The organism is Bordetella pseudohinzii (assembly GCF_000657795.2).
In the GTDB taxonomy this organism is placed as follows: Bacteria; Pseudomonadota; Gammaproteobacteria; order Burkholderiales; family Burkholderiaceae_B; genus Bordetella; species Bordetella pseudohinzii.
Genome location: NZ_JHEP02000007.1, coordinates 42,905 through 61,360 on the forward strand (window position 1 = coordinate 42,905; position 18,456 = coordinate 61,360).

19 protein-coding genes and 2 tRNA genes are annotated in these 18,456 nt (G+C 66.8%); 14 read left to right on the forward strand and 7 right to left on the reverse strand.

What is annotated here, in order from left to right; all coding sequences use genetic code 11:
- Positions 1-30 precede the first annotated feature (30 nt).
- The 4 genes from L540_RS10665 to L540_RS10680 are packed head-to-tail and all read right to left on the reverse strand — an operon-like array spanning position 31 to position 3,133.
- A complete protein-coding gene (locus tag L540_RS10665; RefSeq protein WP_082149603.1) occupies positions 31-783 on the reverse strand; it encodes an SDR family NAD(P)-dependent oxidoreductase in 753 nt (250 codons plus the stop codon).
- Positions 780-1,487 carry an SDR family NAD(P)-dependent oxidoreductase gene (locus L540_RS10670; RefSeq protein ID WP_043213433.1) on the reverse strand — a complete coding sequence of 236 codons (708 nt, stop codon included), beginning with the start codon at positions 1,485-1,487 and terminating at the stop codon, positions 780-782. The genes L540_RS10665 and L540_RS10670 overlap by 4 nt, the downstream gene beginning before the upstream one ends.
- Positions 1,488-1,496: 9 nt before the next feature.
- On the reverse strand, positions 1,497-2,390 hold the full coding sequence (locus L540_RS10675) for an isocitrate lyase/PEP mutase family protein (RefSeq protein ID WP_043213431.1): 894 nt from the start codon (positions 2,388-2,390) through the stop codon (positions 1,497-1,499).
- Between the two features lie 20 nt (positions 2,391-2,410).
- On the reverse strand, positions 2,411-3,133 hold the full coding sequence (locus L540_RS10680; RefSeq protein WP_043213428.1) for a GntR family transcriptional regulator: 723 nt from the start codon (positions 3,131-3,133) through the stop codon (positions 2,411-2,413).
- A gap of 297 nt (positions 3,134-3,430) precedes the next feature.
- Between L540_RS10680 and acnA the strand changes: the two genes are divergently transcribed.
- The 8 genes from acnA to L540_RS10720 all read left to right on the forward strand — a co-directional run bounded on the left by acnA (position 3,431) and on the right by L540_RS10720 (position 10,728).
- Entirely contained in the window at positions 3,431-6,112 is a 2,682-nt protein-coding gene (gene acnA / locus L540_RS10685; protein WP_043213426.1) for an aconitate hydratase AcnA, read from the forward strand.
- A 16-nt stretch (positions 6,113-6,128) separates the two neighbouring features.
- A complete protein-coding gene (locus L540_RS10690; RefSeq protein ID WP_043213424.1) occupies positions 6,129-7,490 on the forward strand; it encodes a dihydroorotase in 1,362 nt (453 codons plus the stop codon).
- Positions 7,491-7,509: 19 nt separating this feature from the next.
- Entirely contained in the window at positions 7,510-8,232 is a 723-nt protein-coding gene (locus L540_RS10695; protein WP_043213422.1) for an isochorismatase family protein, read from the forward strand.
- A 4-nt stretch (positions 8,233-8,236) separates the two neighbouring features.
- Positions 8,237-9,232: a CobW family GTP-binding protein gene (locus tag L540_RS10700; protein ID WP_043213421.1), complete on the forward strand. Its 996-nt coding sequence runs from the start codon at positions 8,237-8,239 to the stop codon at positions 9,230-9,232.
- 53 nt (positions 9,233-9,285) lie between these two features.
- Positions 9,286-9,361, forward strand: a tRNA-Gly gene (locus tag L540_RS10705).
- A gap of 71 nt (positions 9,362-9,432) precedes the next feature.
- Positions 9,433-9,506 (forward strand) — tRNA-Cys (locus L540_RS10710).
- Positions 9,507-9,789: 283 nt separating this feature from the next.
- Entirely contained in the window at positions 9,790-10,101 is a 312-nt protein-coding gene (locus L540_RS10715) for a CYTH domain-containing protein (RefSeq protein ID WP_180961662.1), read from the forward strand.
- A 51-nt stretch (positions 10,102-10,152) separates the two neighbouring features.
- A complete protein-coding gene (locus tag L540_RS10720) occupies positions 10,153-10,728 on the forward strand; it encodes a DUF2946 family protein (protein ID WP_043213419.1) in 576 nt (191 codons plus the stop codon).
- Here the strand turns inward: L540_RS10720 and L540_RS10725 are convergent.
- Positions 10,706-11,110, reverse strand: a complete 405-nt coding sequence (locus L540_RS10725) for a DoxX family protein (RefSeq protein WP_043213417.1) — start codon at positions 11,108-11,110, stop codon at positions 10,706-10,708. The genes L540_RS10720 and L540_RS10725 overlap by 23 nt on opposite strands.
- A gap of 117 nt (positions 11,111-11,227) precedes the next feature.
- On the opposite strand from L540_RS10725, the gene L540_RS10730 reads away from it, so the two are divergent.
- Genes L540_RS10730 through L540_RS10750 form a run of 5 tightly spaced genes read left to right on the forward strand, consistent with a single transcriptional unit; the run spans position 11,228 to position 15,348 of the window.
- Positions 11,228-12,145: a LysR family transcriptional regulator gene (locus tag L540_RS10730; protein ID WP_043213415.1), complete on the forward strand. Its 918-nt coding sequence runs from the start codon at positions 11,228-11,230 to the stop codon at positions 12,143-12,145.
- A gap of 10 nt (positions 12,146-12,155) precedes the next feature.
- Positions 12,156-12,737 (forward strand): NUDIX hydrolase, encoded by a 582-nt coding sequence (locus L540_RS10735; RefSeq protein ID WP_043213412.1) that lies wholly within the window; start codon positions 12,156-12,158, stop codon positions 12,735-12,737.
- Positions 12,734-13,486 carry a leucyl/phenylalanyl-tRNA--protein transferase gene (gene aat / locus L540_RS10740; protein ID WP_043213410.1) on the forward strand — a complete coding sequence of 251 codons (753 nt, stop codon included), beginning with the start codon at positions 12,734-12,736 and terminating at the stop codon, positions 13,484-13,486. The genes L540_RS10735 and aat overlap by 4 nt, the downstream gene beginning before the upstream one ends.
- A 44-nt stretch (positions 13,487-13,530) precedes the next feature.
- Positions 13,531-14,250: an arginyltransferase gene (locus tag L540_RS10745; RefSeq protein WP_043213408.1), complete on the forward strand. Its 720-nt coding sequence runs from the start codon at positions 13,531-13,533 to the stop codon at positions 14,248-14,250.
- A 42-nt stretch (positions 14,251-14,292) separates the two neighbouring features.
- On the forward strand, positions 14,293-15,348 hold the full coding sequence (locus tag L540_RS10750) for a quinone-dependent dihydroorotate dehydrogenase (RefSeq protein ID WP_043213406.1): 1,056 nt from the start codon (positions 14,293-14,295) through the stop codon (positions 15,346-15,348).
- A 181-nt stretch (positions 15,349-15,529) separates the two neighbouring features.
- Here L540_RS10750 and phaP read toward each other — a convergent pair whose 3' ends face one another.
- Positions 15,530-16,108 carry a TIGR01841 family phasin gene (gene phaP / locus L540_RS10755; RefSeq protein ID WP_043213404.1) on the reverse strand — a complete coding sequence of 193 codons (579 nt, stop codon included), beginning with the start codon at positions 16,106-16,108 and terminating at the stop codon, positions 15,530-15,532.
- Positions 16,109-16,462: 354 nt separating this feature from the next.
- Between phaP and L540_RS10760 the strand changes: the two genes are divergently transcribed.
- Positions 16,463-17,440 carry a tripartite tricarboxylate transporter substrate binding protein BugD gene (locus L540_RS10760; protein ID WP_043213402.1) on the forward strand — a complete coding sequence of 326 codons (978 nt, stop codon included), beginning with the start codon at positions 16,463-16,465 and terminating at the stop codon, positions 17,438-17,440.
- Positions 17,441-17,527: 87 nt separating this feature from the next.
- Here L540_RS10760 and L540_RS10765 read toward each other — a convergent pair whose 3' ends face one another.
- A complete protein-coding gene (locus L540_RS10765; RefSeq protein WP_043213399.1) occupies positions 17,528-18,361 on the reverse strand; it encodes an IclR family transcriptional regulator in 834 nt (277 codons plus the stop codon).
- Positions 18,362-18,456: the final 95 nt, after the last annotated feature.

Sequence of the window (18,456 nt, forward strand, 5' to 3'; positions counted from 1 at the left end):
CATCAACTACAAACCACAAACCGGCCACCGCTATATTGCGGTGTACCCCCCGTCCACGCGCACATCCGTGCCCGTGATGAACGCAGCGTCCTTGCCCATGAGGAACAAGGCCGTGCGCGCAACTTCTTCGACTTCGCCCAGACGCCCTAGCGGATAGCGCGGGGCCAGCGCCTGGCGCGCCGCCTCGGCATTGCCATAGCGGCGCAGCACGCGGCCGGTCAATACCGCGCCGGGCGACAGACTCAGCGCCCGGATGCCTTCATCGGCATGATCGACCGCGATGGCGCGCGCCAGGGCGATCATCCCCGCCTTGCTCGCGCCGTAGGCGCCACGCCCCGCCGCGGCCACGCTGCCCAGCTGCGAAGCCACATTGATCACCACGCCGCGGCGGGCCCGCCGCATGGGCGCCAGCGCCCACTTGCTCATCAGCCAGGCGCCGGTCAGATTGATGGACAGCGCCTGGTGCCAGTTCGCGGCCGACAGATCGCCGATCTTGTCGCCGGGCGTCACCACCGCCGCGTTGTTGACCAGCACATCGATGCGGTCCCAGCGCGCCAGCACCGTGTCGACCACGCCGCGCGTCTGGATGGGGTCCGCGACATCGCATTGCAGCCGCAGAAGGCGCTCATCGCCCGCTTCGCCCAGCCGGGCCAACGCATCGGCGTCAAGGTCGATCAGCGCGACGCGGGCGCCAGCGTCCAGGCAGGCGCGGGCCATGCCCCAGCCCAGATCGCCGGCCGCGCCGGTGATCACCACGACCTGTCCGGAAAGATCTGTCGTCATACCGCCATGGCCCCCAGCGAAGCGCCACCGCAGACATAAAGCGTCTGCCCGGTGACGGCGCCGGCTTGCGGCGCCAGAAAGAAATCAATCGCCGCGACGACTTCATCGGGGCGTATTAGGCGGCCCAGCGGCAGATCCACCTTGGGCGGCGCGCCGCGCCGGGGATCATTCAGCATGGGCGTATCGACCGCGCCGGGCGCCACCACATTCACCGTGATGCCGCGCCCGATCAGTTCGGCGGCCAGACTGCGCGCCATGCCGATCTGGGCCGCCTTGGTGGCGGCGTAGGCCGCGCGCTGCGCGCGGCCCAGCACGGCGCGGCTGGACAGCAGGACGATGCGGCCCAGCGCCGGCGTCAGCCGCGGTCCGAGCAGGCCCACCAGCGCCAGGGGCGCCGCGCCGTGCAGGCGCCACAGCAACTCCGTATCCTCGGCGCGGGAATCCCCGACGCCGCCACTGCGCATGACGCCGGCGCAGTGCACGAACGCCCGCAGCCGCGCCGGCAGCGCATCGGCCAGCCCGCTGATGCCCGGGATGTCCGTCAGATCGCGCAGATGATGGGTATAGCCCGCGTGCGCGCCGGCCGGCCAGGGCTGCCGGTCGATGCCGTGCACGCGCCAGCCCGCATCCAGCAGATGCCGGGTCAGGGCCAGGCCGATGCCCGACGCGGAACCCGTGATGACGGCGGCGCGGTCAACGGACATCGGCCTGCCTCACTCGTCCAGCGTGGTCAGGCGCTTTTCAAGCGCGCGCATCTGCTCATAGCCCATGAGCTGCATGATGTCCTCGATGCCCACCAGGAGGTCGGGCCGGTCGGCCGGTTCGCCCGTGGCGATCACCTCCTGCATGACGCCCAGGGCCTGGCGCATGCCGTGGATGGCAGCGGCCGGCAGCATGCGGGGCAGGCTGATGCGCTTGACGCCGATCTCCTTCAGGCGCGCCAGCGGAATCAGCGGCGTGGTGGGACGATTGCGGATGCCGAAGCCCATGTTGATGGTCAACGGCACGCCGGCGGCGTCCACCAGGCGCTTGATGTCGTCCTCGGTGCGCACCGCGTCGGGGAAGATCATGTCGGCGCCGGCCGCCGCATAGGCGCGCGCGCGCCGCACCGCGCCCTCGATGCCTTCGACGGCGATCGCGTCGGTGCGGGCGATGATCACAAAGTCATCGTCGCGGCGCGCCAGGCAGGCCGCCTCGATCTTCTTGACCATCTCGGCCTGGCTGATCACGTCCTTGCCCGGCATATGGCCGCAGCGCTTGGGGCTGACCTGGTCCTCCAGATTGACGCCCGCCACGCCCGCCTCTTCGAACATCTGCACGGTATGGAACACATTGACCGGATTGCCGTAACCGGTATCGGCGTCGGCGGTCAGCGGAATGGACACCGAGCGCGCCAGATTGCGGCAATGCGCGACGTTCTCGGCCAGGCCCATCACGCCGATATCGGCGATGCCCAGCAGGGCATTGGATACTGCCGCCCCGCTGGTGCAGGCGGTCTTGAATCCGGCCGCCTCGACCAGGCGGATGCTGTAACCATCGTAGACGCCCGGCGACACGATGAAGGGCTCGTTCTTCAGCAGTTGCCGGAATTTATTGCGCGGATTCATATCTTGCTGCTCCAGGACTTTCAGGCGGCCGTGACCGGATACCCCGAAAGATGGGGTGTCTCTTCGGCCAGATGATCAAAAAGGTGCTGCGCCGCCCGCTCGATGTGTGAACGCATGAGCGATTCGGCCAGTTCGGGGTCGCGCGCGCGGATGGCGCGCAGGATTTGCCAGTGCTCCGCGTAGGCATCGTCCTTGCGTTCGAGCACGGTGCCCGAATGCCGGCGATAGACGCGCAGCAGGTGATAGAGGTCGCCGCACAGGCTGTTGATGATGCGCTGGTTGCCGCTGGCGAGAACGATGCGCTCATGAAAATCGAAGACCCGGGGATTGGGAGCCTGGCCTTGGGCGGCCTGTTGGCGCCGCAGGCGATCCTCGTCGAGCTCGGCAAGCAATTGTTCGATGTCCGCGTCGCTCATGCGGCGCGTGGCCAGGTTGCAGGCCACGCCTTCGAGCGCCATGCGCATCTGAAACAGCTCCAGCGCGGACGCCGCCGACAGGGTGACGACGCGCGCCTTCATATAGGGTTCGCGCGTGATCAGCTGGATGCCTTGCAGGCGGCGCACCGCCTCGCGCACCGGACCGCGGCTCACCCCGAACTCCTGCGCCAACGCCACCTCGTTGATGACGCTGCCAGGCGCCAGGCGGCCCTGATAGATGGCATCGAGCACCTGGTCGAACACCACATCGGCCAGCGGGCCGGCGGCGTCTTCCTTGATGGCGAGGACGGACGAAGAATGGCTCATAGTGTTGACAGACTAGCAAACCCAAGAGAAAAGTGTCAACTCTTTTGCCGTCAAAAGGACGCGCACGGAATATCGATAACCCCAGCCACCGCCAAAGCGTGTCACAACAAATCGGGTCAAAATACCAGGGAAAACCCCAGGACGGTTTCCGATCGTGCGCTTAGACACTTCGCTGTAAACCGCGGAAAACTGTCTGGATCCATACCCCTGAATCTGTGCACTCTCAGCCATAGTGTTGACACTATACTAAGATCAGTCTTAAGATGGCCTCAGCCTGGAATTTCTTCTTTCGCCACCATGATTCATGTTTTATCCAGCGCCGGCCGGTCGCTGCACTATATGGACCTGGCCGGCGCGGCCCGAGCACAGGGCCGCGACCTGCAAGCGCAGCCTTACGTCATTCGCATCCTGCTGGAGAATCTTTACCGTCATCAGCACTGGGGCGACGCCGTTTCCGCCGAGGAGATCCAGCGGCTGTGGCATTGGCGCGACCACGTGGGCGCCGACCTCGCCCTGCACGTGGCGCGCGTCATCCTGCCGGACTCCAGCGGCCTGCCCGTGCTGCAGGACCTGGCGGCCCTGCGCGACGCCGTCGCCCGCCATGGCGGCGACGCGGCCCGCGTCGACACCCGCATCCCGGTCGATCTCATCGTCGACCATTCGCTGCAGGTGGACCACTGGGGCGACGCGCAGGCGGTCTCGCGCAACCTGAGGCGGGAGTTCGAGCGCAACGACGAGCGCTACCGCTTCCTCAAATGGGCGCAACAGGCCTTCAAGGGTCTGCGCGTGATTCCGCCCGGCATGGGCATCATTCACCAGATCAACCTGGAGTATCTCGCGCCCGTGGTGGCCACGCGCGAGCGCGGCGATGGCAGCTGGGCCTATCCCGATTTCGTGATCGGCGGCGACTCGCATACGCCCATGGTCAACGCCCTGGGCGTGCTGGGCTGGGGCGTGGGCGGCATCGATGCCGAGGCCGCCCTGCTGGGCCAGGCCTATACCTTCCCCATCCCCGATGTGGTGGGCGTGCGCCTGAGCGGCCGCATCCGCCCGCCCGCCTTGACCACGGACGCGGCGCTACTCATCACCCAGCGCCTGCGGCAAGCCGGCGTGACCGGCCGGATGGTGGAGTTCTTCGGCCCCGCGGCGGCCGAACTCAGCATCCCAGAACGCGCCACCATCGCCAATATGGCGCCCGAGTATGGCGCCACCTGCGGTTTCTTTCCGATCGATGCCCAAAGCCTGGCCTACGCCCGAATGACGGGACGGCCCGAGACTCAGGTGCAGCTGATCGAAGACTACGCCAAGGCCAATCATCTCTGGCGCGATGCCGGCACGCCCGCGCCGCAATACAGCCGCGTCATCGATATCGACCTGTCCGAAGCGCTGCCCAGCATGGCGGGCCCGCGCCGGCCGCAGGACCGCATGCCCTGGCAGGACGTGCCGGCGGATTTTCGCGGCCGACTGACCCGGCCGCTGAACGAAGGCGGCTTCGGCCTGCCCGCGGCGCCGGCGCCGGCCACGCGCGACACGCCGACGCACGGTTCGATCACGCTGGCGGCCATCACCTCCTGCACCAATACCTCCAATCCGGCCGTCATGCTGGCCGCGGGCCTGGTGGCCAAGAAGGCGCTGGCCTTGGGGCTGACGCCGCCGGCCTGGCTCAAGCGCTCACTGGCGCCCGGTTCGCGCGCGGTCACCCGCTATCTGCAGGATGCCGGCCTGCTCGAAGCCTTGCAGGGCCAGGGGTTCGAGGTCATCGGCTATGGCTGCACCACCTGCGGCGGCAAGTCCGGCCCGCTGACGCCCGCAGCCACCGAGGCCATCGGCGAGCAGGGCCTGGTCACCGCCGCCGTGCTGTCGGGCAACCGCAATTTCGAAGGCCGCATCCACAAGCTGGTGCGCGCCAACTACATCGGCTCGCCCGCCATGGTCGTCCTCTACGCCCTGGCCGGCCGCATCGACATCGATCTCGAACGCGAAGCCCTGGGCCGGGGCCATGACGGCCGCCCCGTCTACCTGGCCGATGTCTGGCCCACGCCGCAGGAAATCCAGGCCCTGCTGCCCTACGCCGCCAACCCGCGCATCTTCGCCGAGGTGTACGCCGCCGAAAGCCTGGACAGCGCCATCTGGCGCGAGCTGCAGGCCCCCGCCGGGCTGCGCTTTCCCTGGGACCCGTCGTCGGACTACCTGGTCGAGCCGCCCTTTTTCCAGGACGGCCCGCGCCAGCCGCTGCAAGATCTGGCAAGCAGCCTGCGGCAGGCCCGCGTGCTGGCCGCTTTCGGCGATTCGCTCACCACGGACCATATTTCGCCCAGCGGCGAAATCCCCGCGGACACGCCGGCCGGCCGCTACCTCGCCCAGGCCGGCCTGGCGCCGCGTGATTTCAATACCTATGTGGCGCGGCGCTGCAACCACCATGTGATGACGCGCGCCACCTTCGGCAATATCCGCATCAAGAACGAACTCGTGCCCGGCACCGAGGGCGGTTTCACGCGGCACTTCCCGGATGGCGCCCAGACCACCATCTTCGAGGCCGCGGCCGCCTACCGCCAGGAAGGCGCCGCCGCCATTGTGCTGGGCGGCAAGGACTATGGCATGGGCAGCAGCCGCGACTGGGCCGCCAAGGGGTCGGCGCTGCTGGGCGTGCGCGCGGTGATCGCCGAATCCTTCGAGCGCATCCACCGCGCCAACCTCGTCGGCATGGGCGTGCTGCCGCTGGCCTTCGAGGACGGCCAGGGCTGGCGCCAGCTGGGCCTGGACGGCAGCGAACAACTGGCGCTGCGCAATGTCGAGGCCGGCATCATGGCCGCCGAACCCATCGAAGTCACCGCCCGGGCCGCCGACGGCAGGACAACCCGCTTTACCGTGCGCGCCCAGGTGCTGACCGAAGCCGAGCGCCACCTCATGGCCGCCGGCGGCATCCCCGCCAGCGTGCTGCACAGTTTCTTGAATGAACCGGCCGCCAACCCCGCTTGAGCAGGAAATGACAACCATGCTGGACCTCGTACTTATCAATGCAAGACTGATGCTGCCCGGCCAGGGCCTGACCGAAGGCGTCCTGGGCGTGCGCGACGGGCGCATCGTGCTGATCGCCGAACCGGGCGATGCCCCCGCGGCGCGCGAAACCATTGACTGCCAGGGCTTGTGGGTGCTGCCCGGCCTGATCGATCCGCATGTGCATTTTGGTTTCGGCTCGCCCGAGACGGACTTCGAGACCGAATCGCGCTTCGCCGCGCTGGGCGGCACGACCTCGGTGCTGTCCTTCCACCGTTCGGCCGATATCCGCGAGTCTTTCGATGCCGTGCGCGAACGCGCGCTGGCCCAGAGCTGCGTGGACTTCGGCTTTCATTTCGGCATCACCAGCCACCTGCATGTGGAAACGCTGGAGGACATCTCGCGCCGCTTCGGCGTGTCTTCCTACAAGCTCTATATGATGTACAAGGGCGCGGCGGGGCTGTCCAAGGGCTTTACCGACATCGACGACGGGCTGCTGTACTCGGCGCTCAAGACCACGGCGGCCATTCCCGGCGCCATCATGGGCGTACACTGCGAGAACGTCGAAGTGATCCCCGTGCTGCGCGATCCGCTGCGCGCGGCCGGACGCGACGACCTCAAGGCCTGGAACGAGCAAAGCCCCGATTTCCTCGAGGCCGAGAACGTGCACCGCGTGTGCTACTTCGCCAACAAGGTGGGCGCGGCCGTCAACATCGTGCACCTGAGCAGCCGCGAAGCCCTGGACGAGGCGCGCCGCCACCGCCGCACGCCCGGCGCGCCCCCCATCTATGTCGAGACCTGCCCGCACTATCTCTTCCTGAATGACGAATCGCCGGCCGGCGCCTATGCCAAGGTCAATCCGCCGGTGCGCGGCCAGGATGACGTCGAAGCCATGTGGGAAGGCGTGCTCGACGGCTCCATCACCACCATAGGCACCGACCATGTCCCGCGCAAGCGCGCCACCAAGGACAAGGACATCTGGGCGGCCAGCAACGGTTTCCCGGGCACCGGCCTGATGCTGCCCATCCTGCTGCATGAGGGCTATCACCGCCGCGGCGTGCCGCTGGAGACCCTGATGAAGGTCGCCGCCGGGAACAGCGCGAGCCTCTATCGCATGCCTGGCAAGGGCAGCATCGAGATCGGCAAGGACGCCGACCTGGTCGTGGTCGATCCCGACCTGGAGCGCGTGGTCGATCCGGCCACGCTGGAGTCGAACTCCGACTACTCGCCCTATGAAGGCATGACCCTCAAGGGCTGGCCGGTGCGCACCCTGGTGCGCGGCCGCACCATCGCCCTGGACGGCCGCATCACCGACCAGGCGCGCGCCGAGCCCGGCGGCCGCTATCTCAACCGATTTTGATTCTTCCGCAGGAACCGACATGAGCGAAACCAAGAAACGCATCTGGGACGACTTTCTGACCGAGCGCGACAAGCAGGTGCTGGCCCAGGCCGGCTATGGCAAGCGCGGCGGCTTCGGCAAGCGCCCCGCCCTGTTCATCATCGATGTGCAATACAACTTCTGCGGCGACACGCCCCAGGACATACTCGAAGGCCTGAAGCAGTACCGCACCCATTGCGGCCGCGAAGCCTGGGAAGCCGTCGAACATATCGTGCCCCTGCTGGAACTGGCGCGCGACAAGAACATTCCGGTGTTCTATACCGAAAGCGGCCGCCGCGCCGACCTGCTCGACAGCGGCGTGCAAGTGGGCAAGAACCACCGTGGCGGGGAAAAAACCGTGCTGGCCGACACCCATGCCACGCAAACCGTCGAGCCCCTGGCGCCGCGCCCGCAGGACATCCGCATCACCAAGCAGAAGCCCTCGTGCTTTTTCGGCACGATCTTCATGAGCCACCTGAACTTCCTGGACGTGGACACGCTGATCCTGGTGGGCTGCACCTCCTCGGGCTGCCTGCGCGCCACCACGGTCGATGCCTATTCCTATAATTTCAAGGTCATCATCCCCGAGGAATGCGCGTTCGACCGCTTCCAGTCCAGCCACGCCATGAGCCTGTTCGACCTGAACTGCAAGTACGCCGACGTCATTCCCAGCGTCGAAGTGCAGGACTATCTGCGAGCCCTGCCCGCCCCCAAGGCCGATTGATGCCATGAACACGGCGACCGCCCTGCCGGTCTATCTGTTGACCGGCTTTCTGGGCAGCGGCAAGACCACCCTGCTCTCGCGCCTGGTGCACAGCCTGGCCTTCCAGGACACCGCCGTCATCATCAATGAGTTCGGCGAAGTCGGCCTGGACCATCTGCTGCTGGGCCAGGCCGATGACAGCGACGTGGTGCTGCTGGATTCGGGCTGCCTGTGCTGCGCCTCCAGCAGCTCGCTGGCCGACACGCTGGAGTCCTTGTACTACCGCCGCCAGCGCGGCGAATTGCCGCCGTTCGCGCGTGTCGTGGTCGAGACTTCCGGCCTGGCCGACCCGGGGCCGGTGATCAACACCCTGGCCTCGGACACGCTGATCGCGCGCCACTACCGCTTTGCCGGCGCGGTCGCCACGCTGGACGCCGTGCATGGCGCGCAAACCGTGCAGGACTACCGCGAGGCGGCCACCCAGATCGCCATCGCCGACCGCATCGCGCTCACCAAGACCGATATCGCCGCGCCCCAGGCGGCGGCCGCCGCCCGGCAGCTGCTGGCCGAGCGCAACCCCACCGCGGGCGTACTGGCCACGACGCCGGACAATATCGACCGCAGCGCGCCGGCCCTGTTCGAGGACCTGCAGGCCGGGCACCTCGACGCCGTGCCCGCGCAGGCCGGCGGCCCGGCCACTCCCATCGCGCACGTGCTGCGCTACGGCATCGCCTCCTATGTGTGGCGGCAGACCGGCCCCATAAGCTGGGAGGCCTATGCGCGCTGGGTGCGCTATCTGCAACAGCACATGGGCGAACGCCTGCTGCGCGTCAAAGGCCTGCTGCGCTGGAGCGACGGTTCGCTGCGGGCCGTCCATGGCGTGCATCACCTGTTCAACACCCCCGAACCCCTGGCCGGCCAGGCCGCGGCGCCGCAGGCCGGCGCCCTGGTCGTCATCGCCCGTGAGCTGTCCGCTGAAGAACTGGCCCAGGCCATGCGCCACCTGGAGACGCCCGCTTGAACATGCGCGAAAAAAATGTGTATAATCCTTTTCTTCGTTGAACACGAAGCCCTGCGGGAATAGCTCAGTTGGTAGAGCGCAACCTTGCCAAGGTTGAGGTCGCGAGTTCGAGACTCGTTTCCCGCTCCAAATTCAAAAAGGGAAGCTTAAGGCATCTAGCCCTTGCTTCCTTTTTTCTTGCAGCAGCGTTTTGCACTGCCGGCGCAATGGCAGAGTGGTTATGCAGCGGATTGCAAATCCGTGTACGTCGGTTCGATTCCGGCTTGCGCCTCCAAATTCAAAACCCCGTTCCGGTCTTTTCCGAACGGGGTTTTTTCATGTGGGCCCGGCAAGCGGCGGGACTTGCGCCGCCGCCCTGTGGGCCCAGGCCAGCCCCGGGCCCCATCCTCGGCCCCGCGATCCCACGGCTTTAACCGGCGTTCAAGCAACCAGGCGTAACAGCCGGGCACGCCAGGGCCGGTTTGTCCGCATTTGCTTACGGTTGCCTACCGCTGGCAGTGAGAAATTGCCTTCCGCCTTGCTATGGTGGGCGCATTACTGACAATAACTTGAACCCTATGAAAATCACCAAGCCGACCTGGCGCCGTGCCCTGCCCGGCGCGCTGCTGGCCATGCTGGTCTCGCTTTCGGCCGCGCCCGCGCTGGCCGACGGCCATCGCCACCATCGCGGCGGCGAGTACAAAGAAAAATACTGGGATGGCGCCTGCAAGGTGGAGCGCAAATGGAAGCGCAACGGCGAGTACAAAGAAAAGCGCAAGTGCCAGCCGGCCTATGCGCAGCCGGTCTACCCCCAGGCCGTCTATCCGCAGCCGGCCTATATGGCGCCGTCCATCGTCATCCAGCCCCCGCCCATCGTCATCCGCCCCTGAGCGCTTGCCTATAATGACCCGGCGCGGCCTGTTGCCGCCTGGCCGCTCATCATGGATCAAGCTGTATTAGACGCCCTGCAACGCTGGCCGGATGTCCCCGCCGTCTATGGATGGCTGTCGCTGGACAAGCGCGGGCGCTGGCGCCTGCATCCCGACCAGGGAGCGGCGCAAGCCATCACCAATCCGCAGATTCTGGCCTTCATGGACCGCAACTATGCGGCCGATGCGGCCGGCTGCTGGTTTTTCCAGAATGGCCCGCAACGGGTCTATGTCGACCTGCTGGGCGCGCCCTACATCCTGCGGCTGGACGACAGCGCCCAGGGCCTGGTCAGCCACAACCGCCTCGCGGTCCGTGCCATCCGGCATTGGTGGCTGGATGACAGCGGCCAGCTCTGGGCCGAGACCGATCTGGGGCCGGGGCTGCTCGATGACCGGGATCTGCAAGCCGTGCTGGATCGCCTGGTCCTGGACGACGGCCGCGCCTTGCTGGATGCACCCGAGGCGCTGCAAGCCCCGCAGTCCCTGCGGGGCTTGGGCAGCCGGGCGCCGCTAGGCCAGGCCGAGGCGGCCGGCCTGCCCGGCCGGCTGGGCTTCGTGGCCCGGCCTAGGCCCGACGGCAGCTCCTGACCAGGGCGAACTTGCCATCGCCCAGCAGCGCCAGCACCACGGCCGACAGGGCCAGGAACACCGGGTACTCCCAGCCGCCGCCCGGGTTGCCAAAGCCCCAGCCATTGCCGAAATGCACCGTGGCGGCCACCAGCAGCTGGACGGCGCCAGCCGCGGCGACCCAGCGCGGCACAATGCCCAGGATCAGGAAGATGCCGCCCACGATTTCAAAAAACGTCACCGGGTAGGCCAGCCAGCCCGCAAAGCCGATCTTGGCGAAGAACTGCGCGGTGCCGGGCAGGGTGAACACCAGCAATTTGGTCAGGCCATGGGCCAGATACATCACGCCCAGCATCAGGCGCAGAAGAAACGCCGCATACGGCGCGCTGCGGTTATCGATCATTGTTATCTCCAGGAAACCATCGAATCGCCGTCAAAGGCGATGCAGGCATTTTGTCCATTCCAAAACCGGAGATAAACCGCGAAAATCGCAAATGGTTATTGCCGATTCAGGAACAATATGGACACTTACGGCGCCATGCAGACCTTCGCCAAGGTCGTGGAATTGGGCTCGTTTGCCGCGGCGGCCGACCGCGCCGGCCTCGCGCGATCCGTCGTCACCCGCCAGATCGCCTTCCTGGAAGAAAAATATGGCGTGCGTCTGCTCAACCGCAGCACCCGCAAACTCAGCCTGACGGACGCGGGCCGCGCCTTCTATGAGCGCGTGCGTCCCCTGCTCAATGAACTGGCCGAGCTGGACCTGGCCTTGCAGGCGCAGGGCAGCCAGCCCACCGGCAGGCTGCGCATCGCCGCGCCGGTCTCGTTCGGCACCCTGCATCTGGGGCCGGCCATCGCCGATTACCTGCTGACCTATCCCCAGGTGGTCATCGACCTCGACCTCAACGACCGGGTCGTGGACCTCGTGGAGGACGGCTATGACGTCGCGGTCCGCATCGGCCCGCTGACGGACTCCTCGCTGGTGGCCCGCCCGCTGGCTCCCCAGCCGCTGCACGTCTGCGCCGCGCCGGCCTATCTGGCCCGCCACGGCACGCCGGCCCACCCGGAAGACTTGCGCCAGCATCGCTGCCTGCACTACAGCTATGCCAGCGGCGGCAATGACTGGACCTTCGAGAAAGACGGGCAGACCACGCTGGTGCGCATCAATCCCGCGATGCGGGCCAACAACGGCGACGTCCTGCGCACCGCCGCGCTGGCCGGGCATGGCGTCATCCAGCAACCCGAGTTCCTGGTGGGCGAGGATTTGCGCGCCGGCCGGCTGGTGCCGGTGTTGCCGGAGTATGGCCGCCCGCCCATCACCATGATGGCCGTCTACCCGCATCGCCGCCTGCTCTCGCCCAAGGTGCGCTCCTTTGTCGAGCACCTGGAAACGCATTTCGGCAAGCAAACTTCCCCTGCCGGCGGCGGACGCAACCGGTAGAATCAAACCCATGACCGCGCCCACCCATTACTTTCCGGCCCCGCGCCGCGCCAATTTCTGCAGCCAATGCGGCTCGCCCATCCGCCACCGCGTGCCAGAAGGCGACAACCGGGAACGGGACGTCTGTGACCACTGCGGCGCCATCCATTACCAGAACCCGCGCATGGTGGTCGGCACGGTCCCGGTATGGGAGGGCCGCATCCTGCTGTGCCGCCGCGCCATCGAGCCGCGCTACAACACCTGGACGCTGCCGGCCGGCTTCATGGAGCTGGGCGAAAGCACCGCCCAGGGCGCCGGCCGCGAAACCCTGGAGGAATCCGGCGCGCGGATCCGCCTGGGCCAGCTCTACACCATCATCGACGTGCCCCAGATCGAGCAGGTGCATATCTTCTATCTGGCCGAGGTGCTGGGCCCCGAGCTGGATCCCGGCCCCGAAAGCCTGGAAGCCCGTTTTTTCGACGAAGCCGAGATACCCTGGGATGACCTGGCCTTCCGCACCGTGGCCACCACGCTGGAACGCTATCTGCAGGACCGCCGCGCAGGCAGCTTTCCGACGCATCACTACACGCTAGAGTCCCACCGCCCATCTTGAAGCTGCCCTGGCTGCACGCCGACACCCCGTTTCCGCCGGCCGACACGGCGCTGGCCGAACCCAACGGATTGCTGGCCGCTGGAGGGGAGCTGACGGTCGCCCGGCTGCGCGAGGCCTATTCCCAGGGCATCTTCCCCTGGTATTCGCAAGGCGAGCCTATTCTCTGGTGGAGCCCCGACCCGCGCATGGTGCTGGCCTGCGCGGATTTTTCCCCCTCGCATTCCCTGCGCAAGAAGCTGCGCGGCCTGGCCCGCGCCGAACAGGCGGCCTCGCCCCGGATCACGGTGCGGGTGGACACGGCCTTCGGCGAGGTGATCGCCGCCTGCGCCGGCACGCGCCAGGGCCAACCGGGCACCTGGATCACGGCCGAGGTGCAGGCCGCCTACCGGGCCTGGCACGCGGCCGGCCAGGCGCACAGCATCGAAACCTGGATGGACGGCCGATTGGCCGGCGGCCTTTATGGCGTCAGCCTGGGCGGCATGTTCTTCGGCGAATCCATGTTCGCCCATGCCACCGATGCCTCCAAGATCGCGCTGGCCTATCTGGTCGGCCTGCTCAAGCGCCACGGCGTGGCCTGGATAGACTGCCAGCAGCAGACACGGCATCTCGCCAGCCTGGGCGCGCGTCCGGTGCCCCGCCCCCGCTTCCTCGGACACGTGGCGCAAGCCATCACCCTGCCCGCGCCGCCCTGGCGCCCGGGCATTCTGCTTCAGACGGGCGAGATCATCGACGCGGCCGATCAGCGTTAATATGGGGACTCGGCCGCGCCTCTATGCGCCGGCTGCCGACCCGGATGAGCCAGCTTAAAGAACTCCCTTTTTCAACGCTGCAGTTCTATGCCACCGCGCCCTACCCGTGCAGCTATCTGCCGGGCCGCCAGGCGCGGTCGCAGGTCGCGGCGCCCGGCCATCTGATCAACGCCGGCACCTATTCCCAACTGGTGCAGCAGGGCTTCCGGCGCAGCGGCCTGTTTACCTACCGCCCGCATTGCGACAACTGCCGGGCCTGCACGCCGGTGCGGGTGGATGCCGCCCGCTACACGCCCAACCGCAGCCAGCGCCGCGCCTGGAAGGCCCACCAGGACCTGCGCGCCTTCGTGGCCGAGCTGGCCTGGTCGCCCGAGCACTACGAGCTTTACACGCGCTACCAGCAGGGCCGGCATCCGGGCGGCGGCATGGACGACGACAGCCGCAGCCAGTATGCGCAATTCCTGCTGACCTCGCGGGTCAACACCCGGCTGGTCGAGTTCCGCCGGCCGGACGGCGCGCTCGTGATGGTGTCCATCATCGACGTCCTGGAGGACGGCCTGTCCTCGGTCTACACCTTTTACGACCCCGAGGCGGCCGGCAGCCTGGGCACCTACAGCATCCTCTGGCAGATCGAACAATGCCGCATGCTGGAGCTGCCCTGGCTTTACCTGGGGTATTGGATCAAGGACAGCCGCAAAATGGCCTACAAGGCCGGCTTCCAGCCCCAGGAAATCCACGTCGACGGCCAGTGGCGCGCGCCCTGAGGGCGCTTGGCGCGAGCGCCGTCTCGCTTACAATTCCGCCTCATGTCTATCCTCTTCAATGCCTACCCCCTGGCCCGCCCGGCGCTGTTCGCCATGGACGCGGAAACCGCCCACGAAGTCACCCTCGCGGGCTTGCAGCGCGCCTATGACTGCGGCGCGACGCGGCGCTGGCTGCATGATCAGCCCCGCCTGCCGACCACGCTGATGGGCATGTCGCTGCGCAATCCCGTGGGATTGGCCGCGGGGCTGGACAAAAACGGCGCCCATATCGACGCCCTGGGCAATATGGGTTTCGGTTTCGTGGAAGTGGGCACGGTCACGCCGCGCGCCCAGCCGGGCAACCCCAAGCCGCGCATGTTCCGGCTGCCCAGGGCCAACGCGCTCATCAACCGCCTGGGTTTCAACAACCAGGGCCTGGATGCCTTCCTGGCCAATGTCGCGCGCAGCCGCTTTCGCAGCGAAGGCGGCATCCTGGGCCTGAACATCGGCAAGAACGCCGACACGCCCATCGAGCGCGCGGCCGATGACTATCTCATCGGCCTGGCCGGCGTATATCCGCATGCCGATTACGTCACCGTAAATATCTCTTCGCCCAACACCAAGAATCTGCGCGCCCTGCAAGGCGGCGACGAACTCTCCCAGCTGCTGGCCGCCCTGCGCGACAAGCGCGCCGAGCTCGCGCAGCAGCACCAGCGGCAGGTGCCCCTGGTGGTCAAGATCGCCCCCGACCTCACGCAAGAACAGATCGACGTCATCGCCGACACCCTGCTGGCCAATGGCGTGGACGGCGTCATCGCCACCAACACCACCCTGTCGCGCGAGGCCGTGCAGGGCATGCCCCATGCCAATGAAGCCGGCGGGCTGTCGGGCGCGCCGGTGCATGAATTGTCCCTGGCCGTCATCGAGCGCCTGCGCCAGCGGGTCGGCACGGCGCTGGCCATCATCGGCGTGGGCGGCATCGTCTCGGGCCAGCAGGCGCGCGAGAAAATCGCCGCCGGCGCCGACGCCGTGCAGCTCTACACCGGTTTGATCTACCGCGGCCCCGGCCTGGTCGGCGAGTGCGTGGGCACGCTCAAAAATACGGCCCCTGCCCGTTAAAGCGCGGCGGCCGCAAGCGGCCGCGCATAAAAAAAGGCCACCCCGTTACGGGTGGCCCTAATTCCAGCTCTGCTCTGTCACTCAACAGTACTACAGACACGGCCACAACAACAAGCCCGCCGCGCGAAAAACCGGCGGCAAAAGCGCCAGCGGGCCCTGGACCGTCAATCAGCCACTGACATCAGGCGGCGCGGCGCGTGCGACCGGCGGCCTTCGTGGCGACTTCAGCGGCGTCCGAGGCCGCCTTGAACGTGGCGTTGGCCGCGGCGTTCAGGTTGGACTCGGCGACTTCGGCGGCCTGCTTGGCGGCCTTGGTCAGCGAATCGTAGGCGCTGTTGGCGGTCGCCAGCGAGGACTTGATCAGGGCAACAGCGCTTTCGGAGCCGCTCGGCGCGTTCTTGGAGAACTGCTCGACGGCTTCCTGGATCTGCTGTTGGCCTTCGGCGATCTGTTCTTCAGCCAGCTTGGCCAGGTCGGCCTGCACCGTGTTGATGATGTCGTAGACATGCTTGCCGTAGGCCAGGGCTTTTTCGGCGCTGGGCTGCACCAGGCCGGAGGTGAAGGAAGCCGCATCCTGCGCATCCTTCAGATCGACCGCTTGCTTGGACTTCTGGGCAACCTCATCCAGCGTGGCCTTGACCACCTTCAGGTTCAGGTCGACCAGCTTCTCGAAACCGCCGAAAAGGGCGGTCTGGGCGGCGACCAGGGACTGGATGGCGGATTTCTGGCGAGCCAGGACGTGTTGGGGGATGGCGCTCATAGGGGTTCTCCTTCACAGTAATTAGGATGGGCCGGCCTCATGGGCCGGTGACCTACCACCAAACGGGCGCGGACCTGGTGCAACGACCGCCGGCTCGTTTGCTGCAATGCACAATTGGTATTGTAGGTCGGGAAAAAAGGCTGTCAAGCTTTTTTTGTGCATTGCAACAACCCGGACAAATCCTTGTCCGGCAAGCATTTTTTGACGGTTGTCAGGAATTTCCCCAGGGTGACGCATGGACCAGAGTTTTCTACACTTGCCCCCTCACCCGACGGATAACAATCCATTACAAGTCAGGCGAAGACCAATCCATAACAAGTCATTCGCAGCGTTTTTCCCTGCATTGGAGACCCCATGACCCGCCTTTCCCGCACGCTTACGGCAGCCCTCGCCGCCGGCACGATGCTCGCCGCCGGCAGCGCCCTGGCCGCCTACCCGGATCACCCCGTCAACATGGTGGTGCCCTTCGCCGCTGGCGGCCCGACGGATAACGTCGCGCGCTCCCTGGCGGAAGCGATGCGTCCCGCGCTGGGCGAAACCATCGTCGTCGAAAACAAGGGCGGCGCAGGCGGCACCATCGGCACCAACCAGGTGGCCCGCGCCCCGGCCGATGGCTACCAGGTGCTGCTGATGCACGCAGGCTTCTCGACCGCGCCGTCGCTGTACAAGAACCCCGGCTACGATCCCTACACCAGCTTCGCGCCGATCGGCCTGGTCGTGGACGTGCCCATGACCATCATCGCCCGCTCGGACTTCCCGGCCAACAACATCAAGGAACTGGCCGAGTACGTGAAGAAGAACCACGACAAGATCTCGCTGGCCAATGCCGGCATCGGCGCGGCCAGCCATCTGTGCGGCGTGATGCTGGCCGAAGCCTTCGGCGTGAATCTGCTGACCATCCCGTACAAGGGCACGGCGCCGGCCATGAACGACCTGCTGGGCAAGCAGGTGGACCTGCTGTGCGACCAGACCACCAACACGACCCAGCAGATCACCTCGGGCAAGGTCAAGGCCTATGCCGTCACCAGCCTCAAGCGCGTGCCGACGCTGCCCGACCTGCCCACGATGGACGAATCCGGCTTCAAGGGCTTTGAAGTCGGTATCTGGCATGGCATGTGGGTGCCGAAGGCCACGCCCCAGCCCGTGCAGGACAAGCTCATCAAGGCCCTGCAGGCCGGCCTGGCCGATCCCAAGTTCCAGGAACGCATGAAGCAGCTGGGCGCCACCGTGCTGGGTTCGGAAGCCAACCCCCAGGCGCTGGACGCCAAGGTCAAGCAGCAAGTCCCGCAATGGGAGAAGCTGTTCTCGAAGGCGGGCGTCGAAAAGCAATAAGCCCGGCCAAGCGCCTGTCCTGATGGACGGGCGCTTTCAAGACAAATGCCCCCGGCTGGGGGCATTTGTCTTTGCGCCTGGCCGGATTCAGGCCGCGGCCACGCTGCTGGGATGGCCGTCGGGCTCGAATCCCAGGGCTTCGGAGATGGTCGCCGCGGCATCGATGAGCAGGCGCACCCATTCGTCCTGCAGGCGTTCGGCCGGCGCGGAAATGGACAGGCCCGCCACCAGGCGGCCGGTGTCGTCGCGGATGCCCGCGGCGATACAGCGCACGCCCAGCTCCAGCTCCTCGTTGTCGCGCGCGTAACCATGGCGGCGCACCAGGGCCAGTTCGCGCTCGAGGCGGTCAGGCTCGGTCAGGCTGTTGCGGGTATGGCCGGCCAGGCCGGTGCGCAAGGCGTACGCGCGCACCTGGCGCTGGTCCCAGGTCGACAGGAACAGCTTGCCGGTGGACGTCAGGTGCAGCGGCGCGCGGCCGCCGATGGCCCGCACGACCTGCATGCCGGAGCGCTCGCTCCAGGCGCGGTCGATGTAGACGATCTCGTCGCCCTGCTGCACGGAGAGGTTGATGGTCTGCCCGGTGGAACGGTGCAGATTGCGCATGATGCCGATGGCGGCTTCGCGCACGTTGAGGCGGCCCTTGACCAGCGAACCCAGTTCGAGCAGGCGCATGCCCAGCTGGTACAGGCCGTTGTCCACCCGCTCGACATAGCGGCCGATGACCAGGTCGTTCAGGATGCGATGGGCCGTGGAGGCATGCAGGCCCGTCGTGGCCGACAGTTCTTTCAGGGTGACCGGCTCCGGCTGCGCGGCCAGGGCGTCAAGCAGACTCATGGCGCGCTCGATCACCTGGATGGCGATTTGCGGCTGACCGGCATCGGAGTCCGGCGTGGTGACAGAGGCGGAAGGCAGACGGGACATGGTCTCAGGCGCGCGCCCAAATGCGGCAACGCAGCATCATTTATTTATCGTATTGTGAAATTCAGCCGGCGATTTGGCAACCGTTATTTGTAACC